Raw genomic sequence first — 19314 nt, forward strand, 5'->3', positions numbered from 1 at the left:
GTCCGCGACCCGTCAGCGCGCGAGGCCCACGTCGTGCAGGAAGGCCAGCGAATCGGCGAGTACCCGTGCGGCCGCGGGGGAACGCTCCGGTGAGGCGAGCACGTGCGCGGCATGATCGTAGGCCACCAGCCTGCGTCGCGATGGCGCGGTCCCCAGCCACGCGAACGCCTCGCGCATCGCCGCCACCGACGTGAGCGTATCCCGGTCGCCTTCGCCGCCGTCCCATATGCCGAAGAACACCGGACAAACGATGGAACCCAGCCGCTCCGGTCGCATCCACTCGATGAAGAGCCGCGCGATGGCGCGATAGCCATCGGAATGGACCACCGACGACCAGTGGCGCCGCTGGAACGGCGACCTCTCCCCCGGTGGCACCACGGCGCCTTGCAGCAAGAGCGCCGCGCGCAACTGCTCGGGATCGTGCACGCGGATACCCGGCGACCACGCCACCACGGCCGCGACGGCGTCGGGGCGGCGCACCGCCAGGTCGAGGGCGAGCGACGCACCCATCGATGTGCAGACGAGCACGATCTTCTCACCCAGACGCAGGCCGATCGCCAACGCCGCATCGGCGTCCTCGCGCCAGCGTTCCGGCGAAGCACCAGCCATGGCGCCGGGTTCGTCCGTGCCGTGTCCCGTGAAGCGATTGAGGAAGAGGTGGGCCGCACAGGCCCGGGCGATCGCACGATGCGCCGGCGCACCCTCCGCCTGGCTGGCGGTGAAACCGTGCAGGTATACGACCGAGAGCGGCTGGCGCTCGTGCGGCACGCCGGCACCAAACACGATGCGTGCTTCGTTGTCGGGCTTGATGCCCGCTACATGGCGTTCCCTTTGGTCGATGTCGCTGGCCAGCTCATCGAGGATCGTCACGCGTCGGCCGCCACGCGCGCCTGCTGTCGCTGGATTTCCACGAAGCGCCGTACCGACCGGCCCAGCGCGTCGACCTCGGCGACGGCCGCACGCATGTCGCCGCCGGCGTCGACGATCACGGCGATGTCGTCGCACACGCGGCTGGCGCCGGGTACACCCAGGTTACCCAACACGTTGCGCAAGGCATGCACCGCCTCGGACGCCGCGGCGATATCGTGCGAGGCGATCGCGGCGGAAAGCGCATCCAGGTGATGTCCGGTGGTATGGGCGCAGAGATCGACGAAGTTGGCGAACTCGTCCTGGCTGCTGAGCGCGCGCATCTCATCCAGGGGGCTTCCGGTGTGACCCCGCCCTTCCGTTGGCGAGTCGATCACCGGTTGCCAATGCCGCACGGCATGTTCGAGTTCGCGCTCCTCCGCGACGGCTTCGATCACATCGAGAAGGCGTTGCGCCGCGATCGGTTTCGTCAGGTAGGCGCGCGCACCCGCCCTGAAGGCGATGCGCACGGCGTCGTGGCTGGAATCCGCGCTGAGCATCACGATGGGCGGCACGCTGCCTGTGCGCCGGGCGACTTCGATGCGGCCAAGCACGTCCCAGCCGGAACTGCCGGGCATGTGCAGGTCCATGAAGATCAGGTCGATACCCTTGTTGGCCAGGCGCGACAGGGCTTCGTCGCCGCTGGCACTGAACACGGGCAGGTGACCGGCACGTTCCAGGATACGCCCCACGATCTCGCGATTGGCGGCATTGTCGTCCACCACCAGGCAGCGCAGCGGCGTGACCCGCGCCTTGTGATCGTCGAGCAAGTCCGTCAGTGGCGTGTCGGCGACGCTGCGGGCCCCGGCGGCCGCGCGAGGCAAGGTGAAGCGCCAGCTGAAGACCGAGCCACCCATGGGGTTGTCGCCCACGTCGAGGCTGCCCTGCATTTGCTCCGAGACGTTGCGCACGATGTAGAGGCCCAGTCCGACCCCCTCCTGGCGCCGGCTTTCGCCTGCGCTCAATTGGTGGAAGGGATCGAAGATCCGCTGCTTGTCGCTGTCGGCGATGCCGATGCCGGTATCGGTCACGGTGCAGACGATGGTCGGATCGCGACCCGCCATGCTTTCCAGCAGTTCCACGCGCACGTCGACCGAGCCTCCCGGCGGCGTGAACTTCAGTGCATTGGAGGCAAGGTTGGACAGCACCTGCTCGATGCGCCCCGGATCGCCCGCGAACACGCCCTCGACCGAGGCGTCCCGCGACAGGCTGAAGGCGATCCGTTTCTCGGCGGCATAAGGACGGCAAACGGCGCCCACCGTGGCCAACACCTCGTCGAAGGCGAAGGCCTGGTGACGAAGGTTGAAGCTGCCACCGGCGAAGGACGCGACATCCAGCACGGCGTTCACCCGGTGCAGCAAGGCATTGGCATTGGTGGAAAGCAGGGCCACCAGGCGGCGCTGGTCGTCGTTCATGGCCGAGGTGTCGAGCAACGAGGCGGCATGTATCACCGTACCCAGCGGCGTGCGCATCTCGTGGCTCATCATCGAGATGAAGCGGTGCTGTGCCTCGCGCGAGGCGATGGCTTCCGCCGACACCTCGCGCAGTGCGTCCATCATGCGGTAGAGCGTCATCGGGAGCACGATCACCAGCGCCAGGGCATATAACGCATAGGCCGGACGGGCGATCCAGAAGCCGTCCGGCGCCACCACGGCCAGGATGGCCACCGACGCAGCGACGCTGGCGACGAAGGCCCAGCGGCTGTAACGCACGCCCAAGGCCACGGAGAGGAAGGGCAACACCGGGGTCAGCGTGATGAGCAACATGAACGCCGACTTGAGCAGGACGGCGACCATGGCGAAGTTGGCGACACCGCCGACGGCGTCGATCGCCACGTTCTGGCGCAGCGAGCCCGCCCGGACGCCGAGCATCCAGAAGGTACTGAGCACGAACAGGGCGGCCGCAACGGGGACCACACGATGGGCCTCGACCGCCATGGGAGCGGGGCCCTGGAGCCATGCGGCGGACCAGATGACGACGAAGCCGAGCACCACCGTGCGCATCAGCGAGACGTGGTACTCACGAAAGCTCGCCACGATGCGATCGATACGCGGGTTATGCAACCGCTCGGCGACCTCACTGAGCATCACCGGTTCGGCGCGCTTGCCGCTACCGCCATCGATCTTCATGCTCGATTGGTCCACCTCCCCCAATAGCCGCCTAGTCTATGAACTCTGTCGCCGCTGGCAAGTGCGGCGTGGGATTCACTTTCGTGAAAACGTTTCCAGCCGCGCTACGCGGGCTTTCGGGCGGCCGCTGCCTTCTTCGCCGTTGCGCGCTTCCGGACCGGTTTCCCCAGTTCGACCCACACCGGGGCGTGATCGCTGGCCTTCGGCAGATCGCGAACCCAGCGGTCGACATTGGCGTCCTTGAGCCGCTTGGCCAGGTCCGGCGACAGCAGCAGATGGTCGATGCGCAGCCCCCTGTCGCGTGGCCAGTGCTGGCGAAAATAATCCCAGAACGTGTAGATGCGTTCGTCCGGGTGGATAGCGCGCAGGGCATCCGTCCAGCCCTGTGCCAGCAACCGCGCATAGGCCTCACGGCTTTCCGGCTGTAACAGGGCGTCCCGGCGCCAGCCCTTCGGATCGTAGATGTCCTCGTCGGTGGGCACGACGTTGTAGTCGCCCGCCAGCACCACGGGTTGTCCGCTGCCTAGCAGCCCCTTGGCATGGCGGATGAAACGCTCGAACCACGCCAGCTTGTACTCGAACTTCGGGCCTGGCCACGGATTCCCGTTGGGGAGATAGAGGCAGCCGACCAGGACACCGTGCGCCGCCACCTCGAGGTAACGGCTCTGCGTGTCCTTTTCATCGCCCGGCAGGCCCCGGCGGCTTTCCACCGGGTCCACTCCCTTCGCCAGGACCGCCACCCCATTCCATGAGGCCTGGCCGGCCCAGAGCGCTCCGTACCCCGCATCGTTGATCGCCCCGATGGGAAATCCCGTGTCCACCGCCTTCAGTTCCTGCAGGCAGGCGATATCGGGCGATTCCCTCTTGAGCCATTCGATCAAGTGGGGGAGCCGGGAGCGAATGCCGTTGACGTTGTAGGTCGCGATCTTCATTCGCCGGAATGTCGGTCAGGCCGGGTGGATGACGGGTGATGGCCGGCCGGACGGACGACCGCAAAAACTTGGCACGAGATTTGCCTCGATCCAAACCCGTGGCCCTCAGCCGGTACAGGAAGGGACTCCCCGAGGGGTCCCCGCGTAAATTTTTACGGCGCCCGCCGACACCGCATAGGCACGTTTCCGGCAAGCTCCTTCGAACGCATAAAACTCCACAAATCCCCATAGTTACTTCGTTTTCTGCTGCGCCGCCACATCGCGTTTGGACGGCTGGACGGCTATCCCGGCGTGTCTTTCGGCCGCTGGACAACGCAGCCGGCGTGCTGTAAACCGTCGGCTTGACCCATTTGGATCGAGGCAAATGGGGAGCACAGCGATGGAGCGCGGGAGGGGTCTTCGAGGCTCCATATCTCAGCGCCGGGCGGGGGCCCGGCGCCGCGGTCCCGTGTTGCCGTCTTTTTCTGGGGCATCACTTTTCGGGGAAGGCATGAAGAAGCAGTTTCTCTCTCGCAGGAGCGCACTCGCACTGGCGGTATGTACCTGCCTGGGTGGCGTTTCGAGCGTTTACGCGCAGTCCACCACCGGCGCCATCAACGGCTCCGTCCCGGCGGGTGGCAATGAAACCATCGTGATCGAAAGTGGCACCGGCTTCCGCCGCGAAGTGCCAGTGGACGAGCGTGGCCGCTATTCCATCGCACAGTTGCCCCTGGGTACCTACACCGTGAGCCTCGTTCGCGACGGCACCACCGTCGATACCCGGAAAGACGTGGCCCTGCGTGTCGGCGCCAGCACGGACGTTTCCTTCAACGCGCCTCCGGCGACGGCAGGCAGCGCCAGCGATGCCACCAGTCTCCAGGGCGTGACCGTCACCGGTACCGCATTACCCAACATCGACGTCACTTCGGTGGACTCGCGCACCGTCATCACCTCGGAGCAACTTGCAAAGCTGCCGCTAGCCCGCACGGCCGAAGCAATCGCCAGGCTTGCGCCCGGCGTGGTCAACAATGGTGGCGGATTCACCAGCGATACCGGCCGCTCCGTCGCCAGCTTCGGCGGTGCCGCAGCCAACGAGAACGCGTATTACATCAACGGTTTCAACACCACCGACCCGCTCAACGCCGTCGGCGGCCTGCAACTCCCCTACGGGGCGATCGACCAGCAAGAGGTGTACACCGGCGGTTATAGCGCACAGTATGGCCGCTCCGATGGCGGCGTGATCAGCCAGGTCGGCAAACGCGGCACCAACGAGTGGCACTTCGGTGCGCAGCTTCTCTGGGAGCCCGCCTGGGCGCGTGCCAGCAACGACGACCTGCACTATGCACGCGTACCTTCATCGGCCCCGGCGGGAAATCTTTACCAGCCGAAGAGCCAGAACGATCGCTGGACCACCACGGTCAGTGCATACGCCGGCGGTCCGCTGATCAAGGACAAGCTGTTCTTCTTCGTGGCAGGCGAGTTCGAGAAACAGGGCCAACGTAACGTCAACTCCGTCGGCAGCAACACGCCTTCGTCCACCAACGACTATAAGTCGCCTCGCTGGTACGCCAAGCTCGACTGGAACATCAACGACAGCAACATCCTCGAGCTGACCAGCGCGGGCGACAAGCGCGAAGGTTCGGGCACGCGTTACAACTACGACTATGTCAACCTCAACCGCACCAGCACCATCGGCCCGGTGGACGACACCAAGACCGGTGGCGACCTGTGGGTGGCCAAGTACACGAGCTACATCACCGACAACCTGACGGTGAGCGCCATGTACGGCAAGATGAACACGAAGAACTACGACCAGCCGGGCAACTATGATCCCACCCTGGTGCGTGTCGACAGTTCGCAGAACCAGAATCCGGCGCTCAACGGCGGCTCCGCGATTCGCAACAACCAGGTCGACGATATCAGCGCGCCAGGCCGGGGCAACAAGGCTACCAATTTCCGCTTCGACGTCGCCTACACGCTGGGCGACCACACGATTTCCGTGGGTATCGACAACGTGAAGTCGAAGGCCGTGGAATTCGGCACGCACAGCCCCGGCCCCGGCTACACCTGGAACTACGGACAGCAGGACGATCCGACGCAGCCGATCTCGGATGCGCCCGGCATCAACTTCGTTCCCGGTACCGCCGGCTTCGCGAACGGCGCGGAAGGCTATTACGTCAGCCGTAACGTCGTGGACAACCTGGTCAATGTCCGGTCGGACCAGAAAGCGCAGTACATCGAGGACAAATGGCAGATAAGCGATACATGGCTGCTCTCCATCGGCCTGCGCAACGACCAGTTCACCGATTACAACCAGTTCGGCCAGGAATTCATCACGCAGACCAAGCCGCAGTGGGCGCCACGCCTGGGCGCGTCGTGGGACGTCAACGGCGACGGTTCGTTCAAGGTATTCGCCAATGCCGGCCGCTATTACCTGGGCCTGCCACTCAACCCTGCCACGGGCGCGGCTGCCGGGTATACCTCCACCCAGCAGTACTACACGTACTCGGGCATCGATTCGACTGGCGCGCCCACGGGACTCACCCAGATCAGCGCCCCTGTATCGGCAAACAATTCGTATGGCATACCGCCCGACCCGCGTACCGTCGCCGGCAAGAACCTGAAGGCAGAGCACCAGGATGAATTCATCCTCGGCTTCGACAAGTCCTTCGGCGATCACTGGGTGTACGGTGCCAAGGCGACCCAGCGCATCCTGCGCAGCGCCATCGACGACTTCTGCGACGTCGCGCTCGTGACCGACAAGGCGGAGGCACTTGGATACACCGTCGGCTCGACCAACAGTTGCTACCTGGTCAATGGCGGCGCGTCCAACACCTTCACGCTGCTCGACCCGAACGGCAACGCGTTCGAAGTACCGCTCAGCCGCAAGGAAATTGGTTTCCCCGCACTGAAGCGTCGCTACTACAGCCTCGAAACATTCATCGAGCACAGCTTCGACGGTGTGTGGTACGGCAAGCTCGACTACGTGTTCTCGCGCAGCTACGGCAATACCGAGGGCCAGGCACGCACCGACACCCGCCAGAGCGGCGCAGCCGGCAGCGTCGACTGGGACAACAAGTACGTCATGGAGTATTCGAACGGCCCACAGGGCAACGACCACACGCACGTCGTCAAGGCGTACGGTTACTGGCAGTTCCTGCCGGAATGGCAGCTGTCGGGCAACCTGCAGGCCATTTCCGGAGCCCCCGAAGTCTGTACCGGCTACTACGGCCCGAACCACACCGATCCGGTGTCTTACGGCAGTTCGTACCGCTGGTGCAATGGACAGCCTTCGCCCCCGGGTAGCCATGGCCGCCTGCCCTGGACATTCCAGCTCGATCTCGGCGTGACCTATCGTCCGTCCTGGGGTGGCCAGAAGCTCGCCTTCTCGGCCAACGTCTTCAATGTGCTGAACCAGCAACGGGCGACGTTCCGTTATCCGGCCAGCGAAGGTCCGGCGAACACGCTCAACACGATCTATCGCGTACCGCTCTACACCCAGGATCCGCGCTACGGCCGCCTCGCGGTGACCTACGACTTCTAAGCGAAGAAACCCAGATCCCTGTGTGACACTTGCGCCCCTCTACGGAAACCGGACTCTCCCCTGCCGGTTTCCGTAGACCGGGCGCCCTTTTTTTATTATCGAGCCTCGCCCGAGGCCGCCACGACCATCTCGATGTAGCCGAGTATCTCGTTCACCGGGATCTCGAAGATGCCCGCGTCGCCATTGTCGTAGGCCTGGCGCCAGACGCCGTATCCATCGCGCCAGCTTTCGTCCGCGTCGGCCTCGCCTGCCAAGGCGAGCAGGCTCGCATCCAGCGTGGCCCGGGACACGGCGGCGTGGTTCATGGCCCGCTGCATGCCCCCCGGCACCCGGTGGTTGCGCAGCTTCACGTCCAGGATCGACACGTGGAAAACCTCGCCGTCTTCCGGCTCATGGTCGATGTGGCGGATCGCCACGCGCGACGCCTCCTCGCCGGTACGGGTGCGGTAGGTCCAGGACTGGCCCGCGGCATAGTCGGGTTTGGGCACCGGGTTTTCTCCTGCTGGGCGGCCCCGCATCTTAGACCAGGGCGCGTTCAGGCGCCCGCAGGGCGGCCCCTGCCGGTTTGATTTAAACTTACGCTCCATGGGCGCGCACCTACGCGGGTGCGACGCCATGCGCGAGGCAGCGCGGCCCACGGGCCGCTTCCCCAGCCGATCCCCAGGCTACGCGCACGGCGCGATGGCCCGTCCCTTTCGTTTTTCGAGGTTCAAGCAACCATGGTGGCACTGGCGACCGAGCACGTCATCGACGTGCACCACTGGAATGACAGTCTTTTCAGTTTCCGTACCACCCGCGATCCCGGCTTCCGGTTCGAGAGCGGGCATTTCGTGATGATCGGGCTGGAAGTCGATGGCCGGCCACTGATGCGCGCCTATTCGATCGCTAGCGCGCATTACGAGGAGCACCTGGAGTTCTTCAGCATCAAGGTGCAGGACGGCCCACTCACGTCCAGGCTCCAGCACCTGAAGCCGGGCGATCCCATCATCGTCAGCCGCAAACCGACCGGTACCCTGGTCCTCAACGACCTCAAGCCGGGCAAGCGGCTCTACCTGCTGGGTACCGGCACCGGCCTGGCCCCCTTCCTCTCGATCATCCGCGATCCGGAGACCTACGAGCGCTTCGATAAGATCGTGCTCGCCCATGGCGTTCGCCACGTGGACGACCTCGCTTACTCCACCTATATCGAGAACGAGCTGCCGAACCACGAGTACCTGGGCGACCTGGTGCGCGAGAAGCTCGTCTACTACCCCACGGTGACCCGCGAGGAATTCCGCAATCGTGGCCGCATCACGGACGCCATCGCCGACGGCGAACTGGCGCGCGCCACCGGCCTGCCCCAGCTGAATCCCGCGGAGGATCGCGTGATGCTCTGTGGCAGCCCGTCGATGCTGGAGGATATCTGCGTCCTGCTGGACGGCGAGGGCTTCCAGGCGTCGCCGCGCACGCGCGAGCCGGGCGACTATGTGATCGAGCGGGCGTTCGTCGAGAAATAAGGGCGTGCCGCAGCTTCAACGGCGAATGCGGCCCTGCCCTTCGTTATCCCAGTAACCGAAGATCCGCCGCGCGACCAGCTTGTAGAGACGCTTTCCCGTAGCTCGCCACAACCGGGAATGCGCTGCCGGTTGAGCCAGCATCGCGTGTTGCCGCACCGAAAGGCGTTCCGCCGCATAGGTGCGCTTGTGCTTGAGCAGGTGACGCAGGTCTTCCCGGGCCAGCAAGCGGAACAGCGGGCCGCGCCGCCCCCGGGTCCAGGCGATCTGGAAATCCACCAGGCCCGGCGAGCCGTCCTCGCGGACGAGCCAGTTCGGCTCCTTGGCCAGGTCGTTATGGACGATGCCCCGGCGGTGCAGCACGGCGAGCAGGCGCAGCGCATCGCGGTAATAGGCCGCGTCGAGCGGCTTGCCCAGCTGCATCGGCTGCCCGGCCATGTAGCTGCGTTCCAGCACGCGGCCGTTCCAGGCGAGCAGGCGCGGCACGCCGTCGATGCCGTCCAGGCGGGTCAACGCACGCGCCTCGCGAGCGGCGGCGCGGCGGGCGAACCAGCGGGCCCACCAGCGGGCGGCACCGATGTCTCGACGGATCAGCAGCACGCCGTCGCGTTCCACGCGTTCGATGCGGCCAAGCTCATCGGCCTTGAGCAGGGTGACGGACTCCGTCATCACGGTATGCACGCTGGTCCTTCGGTTCGTTGACGCGCTCTCCGCTAACGAGGAGCTACGGTAAGATGCGATCCTCGCAGGGAGAGACGCAACATGCTGGTGCGACACATCCTGTCGCTGGTCTTCGCCACGGCCGGGCTCGTGGCCTGCCGCGACGGCGCCGACCGGACGAACGACGGGGATACGCCACCGCCCGCAAAGGCGAACGTGGCCAAGGATACCCAATCCGGAAGGGAGGGCCTGTACACGATGGAACTGAAACTCCCGGAGTTGCCGCCAAAAGCGGCACCGTTGCGCGGCGCCATCGACCGCTACGTGGAGCGGCAAAAGCGGTCTTTCCTCGCCAGCCTGGACGCGCCGGGTGCCAAGGCCCGCGCGCGGGAACTGCCTTGGGACCTGAACCTGGACATCGCCGTGGCCGCGCGCACCGACCGTTTCATCAACGTGCAAGTCGATGGCTCGGCCTTCACCGGTGGCGCCCATCCCGCGCCGATCGTCGACAGTTTCACCTACGATCTGGATGACCAGCGGGTGGTCGGGATCGACGACCTGTTCGCCGATCCGCATGCGGCGGAAAACGCCTTCGCGGCGGAAGCACGCCGGCAACTGCTCACGGCGCTGGACGACCAGGACGAGCCGTTGGCCTCCGACAGCGAGCAAATCGATGAAGGCACCGCGCCGGGCAAGGATCACTACCGGGTGTTCAGCCTGCTCACCGGGCCGGACGACAAGGTGCACGGCCTGACCTTCATCTTTCCTCCTTACCAGGTGGCTTCCTACGCCGCGGGCCCCCAGGCGGTCGACGTTCCCAGCGAGTCGTTTTCGGCATACCTGAAGCCGGAGTACCGAGAGGCGTTCCGTTGATGGAGGCCGCCCTTTACCTGCTTGCCGCCGCGTTGATCGTCGGTGGCGTGGTGGGTGCGGTCCTGCCCGTGCTACCCGGCATCCCCATGATCTTCGGCGGCATCTGGCTGGCCGCCGCCGTGGACGAGTACCGCCACCTCGGCTGGGGCTGGCTGGTGGCGATCGGCATCGTCGGCGCGGTCGGCATCGCGCTCGATTTCGTCTCGGCGTCGCTCGGCGCGAAACGGATCGGAGCCAGCCCGCGCGCCTTGTGGGGCGCGGGCATCGGGACCACCGTGGGGATGTTCTTCGGCATCCCCGGCTTATTGATCGGGCCCTTCGCCGGCGCGGTGATCGGCGAGCTATGGTCGGGAACCAGCATCCTCCGCTCGGCCCACGTGGGCATCGGCACCTGGATCGGCATGCTGGTGGGCATCCTCGCCAAGGTGGTGATCTCCTTCCTCATGATCGGCATGGCCGGGCTCACACTGCTCTTCAGCTGATCGGCCATCAGGCACATTGGCGCGCGCCGTCCGCAGAAGCTAGTCTCGCCGGACTTCACTGGGGAGATACGCATGTTCCGACGACTCATCCTCGCCACTGCCGTGACCTTCGCCATCGGCGGCCTGCACGCGGAAACGGCGCAACCCGCCTGGATCGCCCGCAGCAACGCCGACGCGCAGGCGCTGCTCGATGTCACCGCCCGCTTCAGTCCCGAATCCGCCACCGACATCGGCCTCAAGGGTTTCGATGAAAAGACGATGGACCTGGGGCCCGACGTCGACAAGCGCCAGCGCGCCGCGCTGGTCGACGTACGCGCGAAGGTGAACAAGCGCCTCGCCGAGGAGAAGGACCCCAATGTGAAGCAGGATCTTCAGATTCTGCTCAAACAGATCGACGGCAACATCAAGGGCATCGACCTCAACGACAAGTACCTCCTGCCATGGTTCGACGCCGGGCAGATCGTCTTCAGCGGTGAGTTCTCCTTGCTCAACGCCGAAAGCACGCCGGAACAGAACAAGGCCGCCCTCGGACGCCTGAAGTGCTACGTCGGCATGACCGCCGGCTGCACGGCCCTGGTCGACCAGGCGCGTGCCCGTACCACGGAGAAACTGGGCGACAAGGCCCTGCTCGGCCCCGTGAAGGCTGACATCGAGCAGAAACTGGGCAACACGCAACGCTATGTCGACGGCATCCGCAAGCTGTTCGCGGAGAAGAAGATCGCCGGCTCCGACGAGGCGATGGCCAAGCTGGACCAGCAGTTGAAGGACTACAACGCCTGGGTGAAGAAGGTGGTGCTTCCGCATGCGCGCACGGATTTCCGCCTGCCCGAGCCGCTGTACGCGTACAACCTCGAACAGGTCGGCCTCGACATCTCGCCGCACGACCTGATCGACCGCGCCCAGCTGGAGTTCATGGAAACGACCTACGCGCTGCAGATGCTCGCGCCCGTCGTCGCGAAGGCGGAAGGCCTGCCCAACGGCGATTACCGCGATGTGCTCAAGGCGTTGAAGAAAAAGCAGCTCGCGAAGGACAAGGTCGAGCCCACGTATCACGACGTCATCGGCAAGATCGAAGAGACCATCCGCCAGCAGCGCATCGTCGAACTGCCGAAACGCCAGATGGCCATGCGCCTCGCTTCCGAAGCCGAGAACGCGCGCACGCCGGCGCCGCATATGGACCCGCCGCCTTTCGTCGGCAACACCGGTCAACGCGGCACCTTCGTGCTCACCACGGGCAACCCGCCGGCCGACGGCGACAAGACGCAGATGTACGACGACTTCACCTTCGAAGCCGCGGCATGGACACTCACCGCGCATGAAGGGCGTCCTGGGCACGAACTGCAATTCGCGGCGATGGTCGAGCAAGGCGTGTCGTTGACCCGCAGCCTGTTCGCCTTCAACAGCGTGAACGTGGAAGGCTGGGCGCTATACGCCGAAGCGGAAATGATGCCGTACGAACCACCCGCGGGGCAGTTCATCGCGTTGCAGTTCCGCCTGCTGCGTGCGGCCCGCGCCTTCCTCGACCCGATGCTCAACCTCGGCATGATCGACCGCGACAGGGCACGCGAGATCCTCGTGCACGACGTGGGCTTGTCCGAGCCGATGGCGCGGCAGGAACTGGATCGCTACACGCTCAACTCGCCAGGCCAGGCCACCGCGTATTTCTATGGCTACACGCGCATCCTGCAGCTGCGCGCGGAAACGCAGACCAAGCTGGGCGATCGCTTCGACCGCAAGGCGTTCAACGATTTCCTGATCGCCCAGGGCCTGCTGCCCCCGGACCTGCTGGCTGAGGCCGTGCGCACGCGCTTCATTCCGGAGCAGGAGAAGAAGGCCAAGAAGAGCTGAGCCTTCGAACCGTGTGGGAGCCGGCCCGGAAAGCATCGCCGACAGGGTCGGCTCCCACCGGGCTATCGCCAGCAGGATCGGCTCCCACCAGCCATCGTCTGCCTGGTGGGAGCCGATCTTATCGGCGATCCCGCGGCAGCGGGCCAGGTTACGGGGCAAGCCCCCATCGCCGCTGAAGCGGCTCCCACACAAACCTGAAGTACCCCTCACGCAGAGAAGTGGCCCTCGCGCAGAAAGCAGCTCCCACACATACGTCGGATCAACCCTGCGACGGCGCGCCGGGGATCACGTAGAACAACACTGCCAGGTAATGCAGCACGCTGCCGGCGAGCACGAAGAAATGCCAGATGGCATGGTGATACGGTAGCTTCCGCGCCATGTAGAACGGGACGCCGGCGGTATACGCGAGCCCACCGCCGAACAGCAAGAGGAGCCCGCCCGTCGGCACGTTGTCGCGCAACGGCTCGATCGCCACCACCGCCACCCAACCCATGGCGACGTACATCACCACCGCGGCCTTCCGATACCGCTTCAGCAAGCCCAGCTCCGCCGCGCTGCCGATGATCGCCAGCGCCCAGATCGTGCCAAACAGGCTCCATCCCCAGGCGCCCGGCAGCGCCAGCAGGGTGAACGGCGTATAGGTGCCGGCGATGAGCAGGAAGATCGCGATGTGGTCGAGCGTGCGCAGGACGCGCTTGGCCATGACGCCCGGGATCGAGTGGTAGAGCGTCGAGGCGGTATAGAGCAGGATGAGGGTGGTACCGAATACCGAACTCGCCACCACCGCGCGCGCGCCGCCATGCATGGCGGAAAAAGCCACGAGTACGGCGAGGCCCGCGATGCTCAGGACGAGCCCGATACCGTGGATCACGCTGCTGGCGACTTCTTCGGCGTAGGGGTAGCGGGGCTGTGCGCTGTCGATAACCATGGCTGTTCCGCTGATGTGGTCTATACCGGTCGAGGGTAACCGATGCGACGCCCCGGTAGAGGCGCAGCGGTCATTGACCGCGGCACGCTCTCCGTTGTTCCATGGGCCATGACCTACGAACTGCTCGCGCATATCGGCCGGCTGCCCCCCAGGGCTCGGGCTTGCGTGCCGCGCTGGCCATGGCCTCGCGGCTCGGTGCGCGCCTGGACGCCCTGTACGTGGTGGACCTTCCGGCGGCGGCATTCACCGTGCCCGAGGCCGTGCCCATGCAACTGGACGCCGTGCGCCAGCGGTCGACGGACGCACGGGCGGTGGCCGGCGATTGGGCCGCCCTGCTCGCCTCACACCATCTCCACGGGAACTGGCGTGTCGGCAACGGCGATACGGTCACCCTGCTCGCGCATGCCTCGGCGGGCTACGACCTCATCGTCATGGAGCGCTCCTCCACGATGCGCGGCGACGCACCGGTAGGCTTCGGCGTCGTCTCGCGAACCGTCTTCGCGTCCAGCCGCGGCGTCCTCGTGGTGCCGGAGGCATCACCGGTCGCCACCCTGGGCGAGCACGTGCTGGTGGCGTGGAGTGGCAGCCGCGAGTCCGCACTGGCCGTGCGTTCCTCGCTTCCGTTGCTACGCAAGGCGACGAGGGTGACCGTCATCGACGGCAGCCGCGACGAAGACATCGGCACATGCGCCCTGCCCGATACCGATATCTGCGGCTGGCTGGACACGCATGGAGTGAAGGCGGAAGTCCGGCGGCTCGACGAGGCGGCACTTGCCGCTCCCGGCCCGGCCTTGCTGGACATCGCTCACGCGGAACAGGCCGACCTCATCGTCATGGGAGCCTGGGGCCGTTCGCGACTATCGGAAATGGTACTGGGCGGCACCACGCGCTTCCTTTTCATGCAATCGGACGTGCCGATGCTCGTCGCGCACTAGCCCGCATGTCGGTCACCGCTGACGGAATAGCCGTCCGGACGGCCCTATTGCAAATTCTTTCGAAGCCAGCCTAACCTGCCATCGGACCTGAACACGATCCCCGCCGGTCCCCACCGGCCGTGTTCCCGACCGCGCATCACCTTCCCCCACGTTGCAGGAGGTGGCACATGTCGTTCGCTCGTCCGCAATTCTCCACCGGAGTGCATCCGGATACCGTCCGTATCGTGGCCATGAGTGCCGCGATCGCCCTCAACGCCGCCGCGCTGATCGCCGTGATGCGGCCGATGGTGGCGACGATATCGTTCGCGCCATCCTCGGCACCGACGATTCGTCTTATCGATCATCCCGCGGAACCGAAAGTCGTTCCCCCGCCACCGATCGACCTGAAGCCCTTGCCGGCGAAACGGGTGGAACAGCCCCACGCCCGACCCACGCCGGTGCGGGTGCCGCCAGCCACGGCACAACCTGTCCCGACCGATGAAGGCAGCGCGCAGGAGACGCCACCGGCGGCATTGGACATCACGCCGGTCACCGTGCCCGCCACGCCGTCGGCTCCGGTGGAAGCCACCCTGGCCTACGTGTCGGCGCCGGCTCCTGCCTACCCCCGCGTGGCGATGGCAGGCCACATGCAGGGCACCGTGACGCTGCGTGTCCTGGTCGACGAGGCAGGCAAGCCTGTCGACGTGATCGTGGAGAACAGCAGCGGGCATCCCGTGCTCGACAAGGCGGCACGCGAACAGGTCCTGGCGCGCTGGCGATTCCAGCCGGCAAAGGCGAACGGTCAGCCGGTGCGCGCCTGGGCGCGAATCCCGGTGACCTTCAACCTCCGCGACATCTAGGGCGGCTCAGCGCGGCATCACCACGACATCGGGCTTGCGCGTGGCGCGGGCGATCGCCCAGACGATGAGGGCCAGCAAGGCCACCGGCAGGAGGACCGGCAGCAGGGCGAGGGCGACCACCGGCGCCATGGCCAGCATCACCACGCCGCCGACCACGGCACCGAGGATGCTGCCGACGATGCTGAACACGCCACCGATGATGCCGAAAACCACCTTCAGGACGATCCCGACAAAGGCGAAGACCAGCCAGAAGGCGACGGCAAGGACGACGAGCGAAGTGAGGACGATCATGGCGTTTGCTCCGAGGACAGGTGGCCGCCCACGGGGCGGTCAGGGCTTGGATGCGGCCTCCGGGCAAAGAGTTTAAGCGGATCGCGAAAGACGGAGGTTACGACCGTTTAACGGCCCACATGCTCCACTTCCCGCCAGTTGATTTAGCGGGCAGCCCGTCCATGGGTAAGCGTTCTTCCATCATCAGGACCTTGCGGGACATCGCGTTCGACCTCTCGGACGCCGAGCATCCGGACCTCGCCTCGATGGGGCGGGAGATCGGAAGTGTCCTCCACGGTCGCAGCGCCGACCTGGCCGCCATGCTGGGTCCCCTGCGCGAGCGCCGGCGCGGCTTCGAGCGCTGGATGCTCGCCGAGCGCGCGCGTCCGCCGGTCAGCATGCTGGTCATGGCGTGGCCTCCGGGCTATGCCACGCCGGTGCACGACCACGGTGGACTATGGGGCCTGGAAGCTACGATCGCCGGCGCGCTCGAGGTGGAATCCTTCATCAAGGACGACACCGATCATTCGCTGCGCAGCAGCGGCCGCACCTGGCTCGGTCCAGGCGATGCCACCTGGTTCGACGCCACGGAAAGCCAGACGCACCGCTGCCGCAATTTGTCGCGGCACGACACGGCGCTCACGCTTCACGTGTACGGTGGCGATCTGGCACAGTATCTCGCGTACGAGCAGCCCGGTCCCTCCGGACACTGGATCGCACGACCGAGGCAATCGATCATCGCGGGACGCCTGACGGCCTGACGGTCTCACGGCCCTCCACCCCAGCCATCGGGCGAAGGACCCATACATGTTTCATAAAGTCGCCATCATCGGCGGTGGCGCAGCAGCGGCGACGCTGGTGAGCGAATTGCTGGAGCGGCGCACGCAGCGCCCGCTTCACCTCGACTGGTATACGGGCGGCCGGGAGGCCGGCCGCGGTGTCGCCTACGGCACGCCGTCGGAACGGCACCTGCTCAATGTGCGCGCCGCCTCGATGGGCATGTTCGTCAGCAAGCCCGGCGGTTTCCTGGAGTACGCCCAGGCCCTGGACCCTTCGGTGAAGGGCTCGGATTTCCTGCCGCGCCGGATGTACGGCGATTTCCTGCAGTCGCGCGTCGAGGACGCCGTGAAGAACGCGGGTTCGTTCGGCCACGACGTGAACGTGTTGCCGTTCGCCGCGGAATCCGTGGTGCCCTCGGCCCAGGGCGTCACCATCGGCTATGGGGATGGAGAAACGCAGGCCGAGGCGGCCGTGCTGGCCATCGGTTCGCTCCCGCCGCGTCCGTTGCCGGGCGTGGAAGACGCCGCGATCGCGAGCAGGCGCTATATCACCGACCCCTGGCCGTTCCTGGTTTCCGCCGGGAGCGACGATCGCCCCTTGCGCGTCCTGGTCATCGGTCTGGGCCTTACCGCCGTCGACGTCCTGCTGGAGCTGTCCGCTCGCTGGCCGAACGCGCATTTCGACGCGCTGTCACGCCACGGCAAGCTGCCTGAGCCGCACCTCGCCGCCGCTTCCGCCCCCAACGACGATGGCGGCGAACTGATCGAGTCGATGCGCGACGACGCCAACATCCGCGTCTGGCTGCGCCGCCTGCGCGAGACGACCGCCAGCGCCGAAGACTGGCGCACCGTGATCGACGGCATGCGCCCGCATACGCAATCGCTATGGCACGACCTGCCGCGGGCCGAGCGGGCGCGTTTCCTTCGTCATGCCCGCTGGGCATGGGAGCGCGCACGCCATCGCATGCCGCCCCAGGTCGCCGCCACCATCGCCAAGCTTGAGGCGGAAGGCCGTTTCACCCGTGGCCGCGGGCGCATGCGTTCCGTGCAGCTGTCTCACGATGGCTCGCTCGCGGTAGTGCACGGATTGCCGGGTGGGGGCGATTCCACCGACTCCTACGACATCGTCATCCAGACGGTGGGGCTCAACACCGACACGCAGCGCACCGAACACCACCTGGTGCGCCAGTTGGTGCTCGATGGCCTGGTCAACCCCGATCCGCTCGGACTCGGCTTCTCCGCCCTGCCCGACGGCCACCTGCTCGACGGTGACGGCAAGCCGCGCCCGAACCTCTTCGCGATCGGCAGCCTTCTGCGTGGCGCCCTCTGGGAATCCACGGCGATTCCCGAGATCCGCAAGCAGGCCCAGAGCCTGGCCAACATGCTGCTGGCCGAGAAGATGGAGCGCGTCGCCTCCCGATAACGGCGGGAGGTCAGGCGCACCCCGCGGCGAGGGATACGGCGCGCCGTTCGAGCGCGACGCTGGCCATCGTGGCCAGCAAGCCCGCCACCGTGACCGCGGCGCCGGCCAGGCTCACCACCGGCATGGCGTAGCCCGCGGCCAGCACGGCACCGCCCAGCCATGCACCGCCCGCATTGCCGAGATTGAACGCGGCGATGTTGAGCGTCGAGGCGAGGTTGGGCGCGTCGCCCGCCACGTGCACCACGCGCGATTGCAACGGCGCCACGGTGGCGAAGGCCGCGATGCCCCAGACGAAGACGGTGACGACCGCCGCCACGGCCGAATGCATCGTCCAGGCGAAGATCACCAGCAGCGAGGTCAGCAGCACCAGGATGCCCATCAGCGACGGCATCAGCTTCCAGTCCGCAAGCCGCCCACCCAGGATGTTGCCGATCGTGGTGCCGAGGCCGAACAGCACCAGCACGGCACCGGTCCAGTGCGGATCGATGTGCGACTGCTCCTGCAGGATCGGTGCGATGTAGGTGAAGACCGTGAATACGCCACCGAAGCCCAGCACGGTCATGCCCAGCGCAAGCAGCACCTGCGGCTCACGCAGCACGCGCAGTTCCCGGCCCATGTGCGGCGCCTTCAGGTGGGGCAAGGCCGGCACGAACCGCGCGACAGCCAGCGACGCGGCCACGCCCAATCCGGTCACCGCCCAGAAGGTCCCCCGCCAACCAGCCCATTGGCCGAGGAAGGTACCGAACGGCACGCCCAACACGTTGGCCAGGGTGAGTCCGGCGAACATGAGGGATATCGCACGCGCGCGCTGGTTGGCCGGCACGAGATGTGCGGCCACGATGGCGCCAATGCCGAAGAACGAGCCATGGCAGAACGCCGCCACCACGCGTGCCACCATCAGCACGTCGTAATTCGGCGCGATGGCGCACAACAGGTTGCCGAGGATGAACAGGCCCATCAGCAGGAGCAGCGCACGCTTGCGCTCCAGCTTGGCGGTCAGCGCCGCGAGCAGGGGCGCGCCCACCGCCACGCCCAGGGCATAGCCCGAAACGAGCATGCCGGCCGAGGGGATGCTTACCCGGAGATCGGCGGCCACCTCAGGCAGCAGGCCCATGATCACGAACTCGGTGGTTCCGATCGCGAAGGCCGCCACGGCCAGGGCCAGCAAGGGCAGACGGGACGAAGGACGATTCATAGGATAGGCTCGATGGAAAGCGATAACGTGCATTCTCCCGCCCCGGCCCTTATGCAAATACTCCTCCTGGCGCCAAACACTGTTGCCGAAAACTTGAGA

Annotated in this window: 16 protein-coding genes and 1 pseudogene; 9 read left to right on the plus strand and 8 right to left on the minus strand. The window is 66.2% G+C overall.

Annotated features, from left to right (window positions below):
- Positions 1-12: 12 nt before the first annotated feature.
- From ACR9Y6_RS11690 to xth, 3 genes and pseudogenes are all read right to left on the minus strand, one after another.
- The gene (locus ACR9Y6_RS11690; RefSeq protein WP_481281436.1) at positions 13-870 is read right to left on the minus strand and encodes an alpha/beta hydrolase; all 858 of its coding nucleotides are present in this window, start codon (positions 868-870) and stop codon (positions 13-15) included.
- Positions 867-3035 carry an ATP-binding response regulator gene (locus ACR9Y6_RS11695; protein WP_481281437.1) on the minus strand — a complete coding sequence of 723 codons (2169 nt, stop codon included), beginning with the start codon at positions 3033-3035 and terminating at the stop codon, positions 867-869. The genes ACR9Y6_RS11690 and ACR9Y6_RS11695 overlap by 4 nt, the downstream gene beginning before the upstream one ends.
- 107 nt (positions 3036-3142) lie before the next feature.
- Positions 3143-3967, minus strand: a pseudogene (gene xth, locus ACR9Y6_RS11700) (exodeoxyribonuclease III); the annotation flags it as partial.
- Positions 3968-4457: 490 nt separating this feature from the next.
- On the opposite strand from xth, the gene ACR9Y6_RS11705 reads away from it, so the two are divergent.
- Entirely contained in the window at positions 4458-7490 is a 3033-nt protein-coding gene (locus tag ACR9Y6_RS11705) for an outer membrane beta-barrel protein (RefSeq protein WP_481281438.1), read from the plus strand.
- A gap of 95 nt (positions 7491-7585) precedes the next feature.
- Here the strand turns inward: ACR9Y6_RS11705 and ACR9Y6_RS11710 are convergent, their stop codons facing one another.
- On the minus strand, positions 7586-7978 hold the full coding sequence (locus ACR9Y6_RS11710) for a hypothetical protein (RefSeq protein ID WP_481281439.1): 393 nt from the start codon (positions 7976-7978) through the stop codon (positions 7586-7588).
- A 231-nt stretch (positions 7979-8209) separates the two neighbouring features.
- Here ACR9Y6_RS11710 and ACR9Y6_RS11715 point away from each other — a divergent pair, with 231 nt between their 5' ends.
- Positions 8210-8986 carry a ferredoxin--NADP reductase gene (locus tag ACR9Y6_RS11715; RefSeq protein WP_426286784.1) on the plus strand — a complete coding sequence of 259 codons (777 nt, stop codon included), beginning with the start codon at positions 8210-8212 and terminating at the stop codon, positions 8984-8986.
- A 15-nt stretch (positions 8987-9001) separates the two neighbouring features.
- On the opposite strand, the gene ACR9Y6_RS11720 is transcribed toward ACR9Y6_RS11715, so the two are convergent.
- Positions 9002-9652, minus strand: a complete 651-nt coding sequence (locus ACR9Y6_RS11720) for a protein kinase family protein (protein WP_481282723.1) — start codon at positions 9650-9652, stop codon at positions 9002-9004.
- A 93-nt stretch (positions 9653-9745) separates the two neighbouring features.
- Here ACR9Y6_RS11720 and ACR9Y6_RS11725 point away from each other — a divergent pair, with 93 nt between their 5' ends.
- From ACR9Y6_RS11725 to ACR9Y6_RS11735, 3 genes are all read left to right on the plus strand, one after another.
- Entirely contained in the window at positions 9746-10516 is a 771-nt protein-coding gene (locus tag ACR9Y6_RS11725) for a DUF3298 and DUF4163 domain-containing protein (RefSeq protein ID WP_481281440.1), read from the plus strand.
- Entirely contained in the window at positions 10516-10998 is a 483-nt protein-coding gene (locus ACR9Y6_RS11730; protein WP_481281441.1) for a DUF456 domain-containing protein, read from the plus strand. The genes ACR9Y6_RS11725 and ACR9Y6_RS11730 overlap by 1 nt, the downstream gene beginning before the upstream one ends.
- 72 nt (positions 10999-11070) lie before the next feature.
- Positions 11071-12846 (plus strand): DUF885 domain-containing protein, encoded by a 1776-nt coding sequence (locus tag ACR9Y6_RS11735; RefSeq protein WP_481281442.1) that lies wholly within the window; start codon positions 11071-11073, stop codon positions 12844-12846.
- Positions 12847-13105: 259 nt separating this feature from the next.
- Here the strand turns inward: ACR9Y6_RS11735 and trhA are convergent, their stop codons facing one another.
- The gene (gene trhA, locus ACR9Y6_RS11740) at positions 13106-13774 is read right to left on the minus strand and encodes a PAQR family membrane homeostasis protein TrhA (protein WP_481281443.1); all 669 of its coding nucleotides are present in this window, start codon (positions 13772-13774) and stop codon (positions 13106-13108) included.
- Positions 13775-13935: 161 nt separating this feature from the next.
- Between trhA and ACR9Y6_RS11745 the strand changes: the two genes are divergently transcribed.
- Entirely contained in the window at positions 13936-14709 is a 774-nt protein-coding gene (locus ACR9Y6_RS11745) for a universal stress protein (protein ID WP_481281444.1), read from the plus strand.
- Between the two features lie 167 nt (positions 14710-14876).
- Positions 14877-15548, plus strand: coding sequence for an energy transducer TonB (locus ACR9Y6_RS11750; RefSeq protein ID WP_481281445.1), 672 nt, complete (start codon positions 14877-14879; stop codon positions 15546-15548).
- A 6-nt stretch (positions 15549-15554) separates the two neighbouring features.
- Here ACR9Y6_RS11750 and ACR9Y6_RS11755 read toward each other — a convergent pair whose 3' ends face one another.
- Positions 15555-15839, minus strand: a complete 285-nt coding sequence (locus ACR9Y6_RS11755) for a hypothetical protein (protein ID WP_481281446.1) — start codon at positions 15837-15839, stop codon at positions 15555-15557.
- 161 nt (positions 15840-16000) lie between these two features.
- Between ACR9Y6_RS11755 and ACR9Y6_RS11760 the strand changes: the two genes are divergently transcribed.
- On the plus strand, positions 16001-16579 hold the full coding sequence (locus ACR9Y6_RS11760) for a cysteine dioxygenase (RefSeq protein ID WP_481281447.1): 579 nt from the start codon (positions 16001-16003) through the stop codon (positions 16577-16579).
- 46 nt (positions 16580-16625) lie between these two features.
- Positions 16626-18020 carry an FAD/NAD(P)-binding protein gene (locus ACR9Y6_RS11765; protein ID WP_481281448.1) on the plus strand — a complete coding sequence of 465 codons (1395 nt, stop codon included), beginning with the start codon at positions 16626-16628 and terminating at the stop codon, positions 18018-18020.
- A 10-nt stretch (positions 18021-18030) separates the two neighbouring features.
- Here ACR9Y6_RS11765 and ACR9Y6_RS11770 read toward each other — a convergent pair whose 3' ends face one another.
- On the minus strand, positions 18031-19215 hold the full coding sequence (locus ACR9Y6_RS11770; protein WP_481281449.1) for an MFS transporter: 1185 nt from the start codon (positions 19213-19215) through the stop codon (positions 18031-18033).
- Positions 19216-19314 lie beyond the last annotated feature (99 nt).

It is taken from the genome of Luteibacter sp. TLI7-4A (genome assembly GCF_056754745.1).